We start from the raw sequence: 7,922 nt of genomic DNA on the forward strand, positions 1-7,922 counted from the left end.
GTATAAGAGACAGCACCCCGACCATCACCCACGGCAGGCCCGCGCCCGAGGACCGCGTCTCCGGCACGGCGCCGAGCACGGGCCGTGCTTCGACAGGCGCCAGCGGCGCGGCGTAGCTCACCAGGGACCGCTCGAACTTGAAGAGCGGCGCCGACGGCACCCACTCCCGCGCCGCGAGCGCCACGAACGGCAGGAGCACCGCCAACCCCAGCGTCACCCGCCCCACGCGCAGCGTCTGCCGCGCGTCCAACCTCCGCTCCATCCCCAACGCCAGCGCCGCGCGCAGCAGCCCGAAACCCACCGCCACCAGCACCGCCGCCGTGAGGTACGCGGCCAGCACATCCCGGAACGCGGCGCTCATCCCCGGCCTCCCTTGCGCCCCAGCAGCTTGCGGATCTGCTCCACCTCCTCTGGAGACAGCGGCACCGCCTCCACCAGCCGCGCCACCAGCGACGACGGAGTCCCGTCGAACACCGTCGCCACCAGGTGGCGCACGCTCTGGGCCTCGTAGTCCTCGCGGGACAGCCGCGCCGAGTACAGGTGCCCCCGCCCCTCCTTGCGGCTCTGCACCACGCCCTTCTGCTCCAGGATGCGCAGCACCGTGGACACCGACGTGTAGGCCAGCTTGCGCTCCGGCGGCAGCGCCGCGAGCACGTCCGCCACGCTCACCTCCCCCAGCCTCCACACGAGCTGCATCAGCTCCAGCTCCACGGGCGTGAGCGGCTTGGACTCCTCGACGGACGGCGGCTTCGTCACGGGCATGGCCTCCCGGCTTCGAACTAAACCCTTAGTTCAAATACAACTAAGCCTTTAGTTTGAAACCGTCAAGCAGGCGGGCGGTGGCTCGCGGTGGTGGGGTGTGCGGATTCCTACGCACTGGAGGGGCCGGGCCCTTAGACTTCCGGGCACATGCTCCACGTCATCCCTCTGGGCGGCCTTGGCGAAATCGGACTCAACGCCATGGTGCTCGCCTGTCGTGGGGAGATGCTGCTCATCGACGCCGGCTTGATGTTCCCCTCGTCGGGAATGCCCGGTGTGGACATCATCGTCCCGGACTTCACGCACCTGCGGCGCAACGCGGCCCAGCTCAAGGGCGTGCTCCTCACGCACGGGCACGAGGACCACATCGGCGCGCTCCCCTACCTGCTGGGCGACATTCCGGTCCCCATCTACGGCACACGCTTCACGCTCGCGCTCGCGCGTCAGCGCCTGGAAGAACTGGGCGTGAAGGCGGACCTGCGCGAAATCGAGCCGCGCACGCCCTTCCCCGTGGGCAGCGTCTTCAACGTGGAGGCCACGCGCGTGACGCACACCGTGCCGGACGCGGTGGGCTTCATCGTGCGCTCACCCGAAGGCACCGTCATCCACACCGGCGACTTCAAGCTGGACCCCGACCCCATCGACGGCCTCAAGACGGACCTGGAGCGCTGGGGCGAGGCGGGCGACGAAGGCGTGCTGTGCCTGCTGTCGGACTCCACCAACTCCGAGCACGTGGACGAGACCGGCAGCGAGCGCGTGGTGCAGACCACCTTCGAGCGCCTCTTCCATGAGACGAAGGGCCGCATCGTCGTGGCCCAGTTCTCCTCCAACCTCCACCGCGTCCGGCACCTGTTGGACCTGTGCGAGCGCACCGGCCGGCTCGTCGCGCTCCAGGGCCGCAGCATGGTGCGCAACGTGGAGCTGGCGCGGGAGATGGGCTACCTGGACGTGCCCGACTCGCTCTTCGTGCACCTGGACAACGTGCCCAAGCTCGCGCCCCACCGCGTGGCGGTGCTCACCACGGGCGCGCAGGGCGAGCCGCGCGCGGGCCTCACCCAGCTGGCGAATGGGGATGGGCCCGTGCGCCTGGAGCCCGGCGACACCGTCATCGTCAGCGCCCGGCCCATCCCCGGCAACGAGCGCTCCGTGGGCGCGCTGCTCGACCAGCTCCACTGGCGCGGCGCCCGCATCGTCTACGCGCAGGTGGAGCCCGGCGTGCACGTCTCCGGACACGCCAGCCGCCCCCAGCAGCGCCGGGTGATGGAGTTGATCCGCCCCCGGAACTTCATCCCCGTGCATGGGGAAGTCCGGCACCTGCACCGACACCTGACCACCGCGCGCGAGGCCGGCATGGCGGCGGAGGGCCTGCTGCTGGCCCACGACGGGGACGTGGTGACGTTCGAGGAGGGACGGGGCCGCTTCACTGGCAGCGTGCCTTCAGGGCGCATCATGATGGAGCGCTCCGGGGACGGGGTGGTGACGCAGGAGACGCTGGTGGAGCGCAACCGGCTGGCGGAGACAGGCGTGGTGGCCGCGGCGGTGGTGCTGAGGCGCGACACCCAGGCGCTGGTGGCGGGGCCCCAGCTGTCCGGCCAGGGCCTCAGCCCGGACGAGCAGGGCGTGCTGGCCCGGGTGGCCCAGGACGCGCGGGCCTTCTTCGAGGAGCTCACCCCCCTGCTCCGGGGGGACGATGCCCTGGTGCGGGAGGAGCTGGTGAAGGCGGTGAAGCGGGCCTTCAAGCAGCACACCTCCCGGCGCACCCTGGTGGTGCCCTTGGTCGTCAGGGTGTAGGTATGTTAAGGGCGCGAAAAGGTTCCCCCCATGCCCTCCTTCGACGTCATCTCCAAAATCGATCTGGCTGAACTCGACAACGCGGTCAATCAGACCCGCAAGGAGCTCAGCACCCGCTACGACTTCCAGGGCGTGAAGGCCGAAATCGACATCGCCCCGGACCATTCCGCGCTCACGCTGAAGACCAACAGCGAGGAGAAGCTCCAGGCCGCCAAGGAGGTCCTGCTCGGCAAGCTGGCCAAGCGCGGCATCAGCCTGCGCGTGCTGGAGTTCGGCGATATCGAGAAGACGGGCCTGTCCAACGTCAAGCAGCCCATCAAGCTCCAGCAGGGCATCCCGGTGGAGAAGTCCAAGGAGCTGATCAAGGTCCTCAAGGAGTCGAAGATCAAGGTGCAGGGCTCCATCCAGGCGGATCAGCTCCGTGTCACGGGCAAGAACCGGGACGACCTGCAGGAGGCCATGGCGCTGTTCCGCAAGGAGCAGGACCGCCTCAGCCTGGACATGCAGTTCACCAACTTCCGCGACTAGAGGCGCCCCTTCGCCATGCACGCCGCCCGTCTGGCCCCCCTGCCCCTCTGTCTGCTCCTCGCCACCGCCTCGCTCGCGCAGGACGCGGCGCCCCGGCCCAGCAAGCCGGTGCCCGTGCTCAAGAAGGCACCCCGGCCGGAGAAGGGGCTCAAGGACTTCGGCTCGCCGCTGGTGCTCAAGCCGCTGTCCACCGAGGGCGCCACCGCGAACTTCTCCGCCCGGGTGGGCTGGCGCAAGGACACGCTCTTCGTGGGCGTGGAGGCCACGGACAACCAGCTGCTCGCGGGTGACATCATCACCCTCACCCTCTACTTCCCGGACTCCGGCACCACCGCCACGGGCTACACCTACCGCTTCGCCTTCGACGGCCAGCGCACCTCCGGGACTGAGAGCAACACGCCCAGGTTCGCGCAGGGGCTGGTGAACGCCGCGGTGCACCGCCAGGGGGACACGCTGTCAGTGGTGGCGATGATTCCCGTGCGCGCCCTGCCCCGCTTCCCCGCGGTGGATCCGCTCGTCATGGACCTCTGCATCACCTACGAGGACCAGGACCAGGTGGGCGCCAAGGTCGTGCCGGTGTCCAACTGCAAGGGCGGCACCATGGCGGAGGGGGAAGCGCTGCGCCTGCCGGACGAGGCGCGCAAGAACCTCAAGCTCAAGCCCCCCGCCAGCGTCACCGCCCTGGAGGCGGCCCCCACCGGCTGGCTGGGCTGGGGCATGCTCAGCTACCCCAACTGGGCCCAGGGCGACGCGCCCCTCACGCCCGGCTCGCTGCGCGAGCTGGTGGCGCCCAACGCGGTGGACGCTTCGAAGATGGGCGTGAACCTGCCGGAAGCATTGAGCCTGCCGGACGGACGGCCGGTCGTTACCGTGCTCACCGGGAAGAATCCCTATGCCGTCGAGGGTCAATGCGACTCCGACGACGAGCTCCGGATGGGGCTCTATGTGGTGTCAGGGAAGACAGCCCAGCGGGTGCTCGACTGGCCGGCCGCCACCTGTGCGCTGGGTCGCGCCACCTCGGTGGAGCTGGAAGAAGACGGGGCGCTGAACATCGGTTACTCGAACGGCGCCATCATCAACTTCGTTTGGAGTGCGGACCACTTCGAGCGGACGCAACTGGGAAAGCGGTAGACGCGCGTGGAAGAGACCAAGAGCCTGTACATGATGACCCTCGGCTGCCCGAAGAACCGGGTGGACTCCGAGGTGATGCTGGGCACGCTGCGAACGCGTGGCTATTCGCTCGTGCAGGAGGCCTCGGAGGCCGAGGTCATCGTGGTCAACACGTGCGCCTTCATCGGGCCGGCGAAGCAGGAGTCGGTGGACTCCATCCTGGAGATGGCGGAGCTGAAGAAGTCGGGCGCGTGCAAGACGCTCGTCGTCACCGGCTGCCTGTCCCAGCGCTACGGCCAGGAGCTGTCGCAGGAGATGCCGGAGGTGGACCACTTCCTGGGCACCAGCGCGTACGCCCAGATTGGCGACCTGCTGGCGGCGGAGGCCACGCCGCGCCAGGTGATTCCGGATCCGGACTACATCCACAACGCGGAGACGCCGCGCATCAACTCGATGCCGAAGTACACGGCGTACCTCAAGATTTCCGAGGGCTGCGACAACGCCTGCGCGTTCTGCATCATCCCCACGCTGCGCGGCGGCCAGCGCTCACGCACGGTGCAGGACATCGTGGCGGAGGCGCGGAACCTGGCGGACAGCGGCGTGCAGGAGCTGAACCTCGTCGCGCAGGACCTGACGGCGTACGGGCATGACCTGCCCGGCAAGCCGAAGCTCCACGAGCTGCTCAAGGAGCTGGTGAAGGTGGACGTGAAGTGGATCCGCCTGCACTACGCCTACCCGCGCGTGTTCCCGGACGAGCTCATCGACGTCATCGCCACCGAGCCGAAGATCGCCAAGTACCTGGACATGCCGGTGCAGCACGCCAGCGACAAGCTGCTCCTGTCCATGAAGCGCGGCCGCAACTCGGAGTTCCTCAAGAAGCTGCTGGGCAAGCTGCGCGAGCGCGTGCCGAACCTGGTGATGCGCACCTCGCTCATCGTCGGCCTGCCGGGTGAGACGGAAGAGGACTTCGAGCTCCTGAAGGAGTTCGTGAAGGAGCAGCGCTTCCAGCGTCTGGGCGTGTTCCAGTACTCGGACGAGGAGAACACCGCCGCGTTCGACCTGCCGAACAAGGTCCCGGCGAAGACCATCGAGCGCCGCTGGCGCGAAGTGATGGCCATCCAGAAGCGCATCAACCGCGAGCAGAACAAGAAGCTCGTGGGCCAGAAGCTCACCGTGCTGGTGGAGGGCCCCAGCGAGGAGTCCGAGCACCTGCTGGTGGGCCGCCACGAGGGCCAGGCGCCTGAAATCGACGGGCAGGTCTACATCAACGACGGCCTGGCGTACCCGGGCGAGTTCGTCACCGTGGAGGTGACGGAGGCGCACGACTACGACCTCATCGCCCGCGTGGTGGAGCGTCCGGATCCGAAGCAGCGCGAGCACACCCCGCGCGAGGCCCATCCCGCGCCCGTGCCGCTGAAGGCGCTGGTGCGTCCGCCGGAGCCGCGGCCGGAGTAGTCCGTCACCGCGAAGTCCGTACCCCGGGCCCGCCCCGTCCTCCCCACCGGAGGCGGTCGCGGGCCCGAGCCGTTCGTGGGCCCTACTTCGGATCCTCGGGCTCCAGCTCGCGCTCCTCGACGGGCGGCGGCTGCGGGCCCGAGCCCTTCGTCGGCACCGCCACGCCCTCGCCCAGCGGCGTGGGCTGGCACTCGCACACCGTCCGCCGCGACGCGGACTCCGTGACAAAGGCGCACGTCGTCGGACACTCGGGCTGGCGCCCCTCCTCCACCAGAGACACGGCGTAGCTCCGCGCGCCCTGGAGCGCCGCGTGGCACGCGGGCAGGGTCTTCGCCAGCGACGCCCAGGGCAGCCGGTGCTGGGTGTTGGCGCCACGGGTGGTGGTCGGGAAGCTCAGGCCCACCTGGCAGCCCGTCTCCAGACGCTGACCGTCCGCGCCCCGAGGCTCCACGTACAAGCGCACGCCCTCCGGCACGTCTCGGAACACCTCGCCGGAGAGGGCCACTGCGCCGTCCGCCTCCGCGCGCACGAAGATGCCGTAGCAGGCCTCCTCGCTGAACGCGCCGCCCTCGCCCGCGCACTGCTGCCGGCCTCCGCCTTCGGGCGTGCGCACGTGGGGCCTGCGCAGCACCAGCGCCCCACCCTGCGCGTCCACGGTGGCGGTGAAGCGGCCCCACACATCCGGGCCCAGCCGGCCCAGGCTGCTCTGCGACGGCCAGCGCCCCGCGGCCTCCATCACCAGCGGCTTCACGCCCAGGCCGTCGGCCACCTCCACCGCGTCCACCACGAAGGTGCGGGGCGGGAGGCCCGCGGCCGTCTCCAGCGGCTGAAGCCCCAGCCCCAGCGCGGGGTCCACCGCCAGGCGGGAGAAGGGCTCGCGCGTGCCCAGCACGAAGGGGCCGGTGATGCTCGCCCCACCCTGCGTCACCTGCACGGCCAGGAGAGGCCAGTCGCCCAGCGGCTCGCGGCTCAGCTCCACCACGTGCGACTCCCGCACGGCGTCCGTTCCGCGCAGCTCCGCGTCGTAGGCCTCCCGGGGACGTGAAGCGGTGAAGGTCACCTCGCGGCGCAGCGGATCCACCGTGAGGGCATACGGGAACAGCACGTCCTGCCCCAGCGTCACCGAACAGCCCGTCTCACCGGAGAGCAGCAGCGTGCGCAGTGTCGGCGCCACCGGGCCCACCGTCACCGGAGGGGCCAGCACCTCCGGCCAGGAGCGATGGCCTCCGGAGGACTCCGGCACGCGCGCGGTCCCCGCTGCCACGGGCGGCGCGCCGTCGAAGCAGCTGGAGGAGACGAGCGACAGCGGCCGCGTGACGTCCAGCACCACCGGCACGGCCCGGTTCCCCAACCGCCCCGCCACCGTCAGCCGCAGCGCGGGCGACGACAGGAGGGGCAGCGTCTGCCCCGCGAGGCTCGTGGGACGTGAAGGGCCCGCGGGCGCGGCGGAGTGACACCCCGCGCCCAGCAGCACGCATCCCGCCAGCAGCACGCCGCGCATGGAGGGCGGGCCGTCCTACTGCGCCTTCTTGGTGAAGTCGTCCACGCGGGTGCCCTCGGGCGGGTTCAGCTTGAAGCTGTCCGCGGAGATGCCCACGTTCGTCTTCAGGTCCAGGAAGGAGATGGTGTTCTCACTGCCGTCCGGATCCACCACCGTGCTCTTGAGCACCTGCGCCGTCGAGGGGTCCACCTCCAGGCGCACCTGGCGGAAGCGCGGCTCGTTCTTCAGCGGATCCAGCACCAGCAGCGTGCCCTTGCAGTCCTTGCAGGCGCCCTTGGTGATGGCGAACTCGTCCGCCAGCTTCCCCTGGCCGAAGAGGAACGTCACCGACGCGGACAGCTGGCTGGTGTCCATGGCCGCCACCGACAGCGTCTGCGCTTCCGGGTCGTGCATGTAGACCTTGTTGCCCGCGAGCACGAACGTCCGCTTGGACGGGTTCTCGTACTCCCAGCGCATCAGGCCCGGCTTCTTGTAGGTCACCGTGCCCGTGGACGTCTGCGTGCGGCGGAAGGCCTTGTACTTGTAGTCCTGCTTGAAGCCCGCCTTGAAGTCGCCCGTCTTCTCGTAGAAGGCCTGCATCCGGTCCACGAGCGTCTTCACCTCGGGCGCCATCGGCTTCGGAGCGGCCTTGGTAGCGCTGTCGGCGACGCTCGCGTCGCCCTGCTTCGCGGCGGGGGGCATGGCGACCGTGCCGGCATCCTTGGGAGCGGCGGGCTGCGGCGCGGCGACGGGGGCCTTGGCGGCGGCCGCGGGCTTCGGCGCGGGCGCCGCCAAGGCC

At 70.1% G+C, this 7,922-nt stretch carries 7 protein-coding genes and 1 pseudogene; 4 read left to right on the forward strand and 4 right to left on the reverse strand.

All coding sequences use genetic code 11. The annotated features are described in order from the left end of the window. Together D7Y21_RS38785 and D7Y21_RS38790 are read right to left on the reverse strand one after the other, a co-directional pair. Positions 1–361 (reverse strand): annotated as a pseudogene (locus tag D7Y21_RS38785) (tail length tape measure protein); the annotation flags it as partial. After that, positions 358–762, reverse strand: coding sequence for a BlaI/MecI/CopY family transcriptional regulator (locus D7Y21_RS38790; protein ID WP_233591890.1), 405 nt, complete (start codon positions 760–762; stop codon positions 358–360). The gene D7Y21_RS38790 and the pseudogene D7Y21_RS38785, both read right to left, overlap by 4 nt. Positions 763–909: 147 nt before the next feature. Here D7Y21_RS38790 and D7Y21_RS38795 point away from each other — a divergent pair, with 147 nt between their 5' ends. Genes D7Y21_RS38795 through rimO form a run of 4 tightly spaced genes read left to right on the forward strand, consistent with a single transcriptional unit; the run spans position 910 to position 5,643 of the window. Beyond that, on the forward strand, positions 910–2,550 hold the full coding sequence (locus D7Y21_RS38795; protein ID WP_120566627.1) for a ribonuclease J: 1,641 nt from the start codon (positions 910–912) through the stop codon (positions 2,548–2,550). Between the two features lie 30 nt (positions 2,551–2,580). Beyond that, a complete protein-coding gene (locus D7Y21_RS38800; RefSeq protein ID WP_120524455.1) occupies positions 2,581–3,078 on the forward strand; it encodes a YajQ family cyclic di-GMP-binding protein in 498 nt (165 codons plus the stop codon). A 15-nt stretch (positions 3,079–3,093) separates the two neighbouring features. Beyond that, positions 3,094–4,209 (forward strand): hypothetical protein, encoded by a 1,116-nt coding sequence (locus D7Y21_RS38805; RefSeq protein WP_121718390.1) that lies wholly within the window; start codon positions 3,094–3,096, stop codon positions 4,207–4,209. A gap of 33 nt (positions 4,210–4,242) precedes the next feature. Then, positions 4,243–5,643, forward strand: coding sequence for a 30S ribosomal protein S12 methylthiotransferase RimO (gene rimO, locus D7Y21_RS38810; RefSeq protein WP_370039905.1), 1,401 nt, complete (start codon positions 4,243–4,245; stop codon positions 5,641–5,643). A gap of 82 nt (positions 5,644–5,725) precedes the next feature. On the opposite strand, the gene D7Y21_RS38815 is transcribed toward rimO, so the two are convergent. Then, entirely contained in the window at positions 5,726–7,144 is a 1,419-nt protein-coding gene (locus D7Y21_RS38815) for a hypothetical protein (RefSeq protein WP_121718392.1), read from the reverse strand. Positions 7,145–7,159: 15 nt separating this feature from the next. Next, positions 7,160–7,918, reverse strand: coding sequence for an outer membrane lipoprotein carrier protein LolA (locus D7Y21_RS38820; protein ID WP_121718393.1), 759 nt, complete (start codon positions 7,916–7,918; stop codon positions 7,160–7,162). Between the last annotated feature and the right edge of the window lie 4 nt (positions 7,919–7,922).

The organism is Corallococcus sp. AB045 (assembly GCF_003668895.1).
In the GTDB taxonomy this organism is placed as follows: Bacteria; Myxococcota; Myxococcia; order Myxococcales; family Myxococcaceae; genus Corallococcus; species Corallococcus coralloides.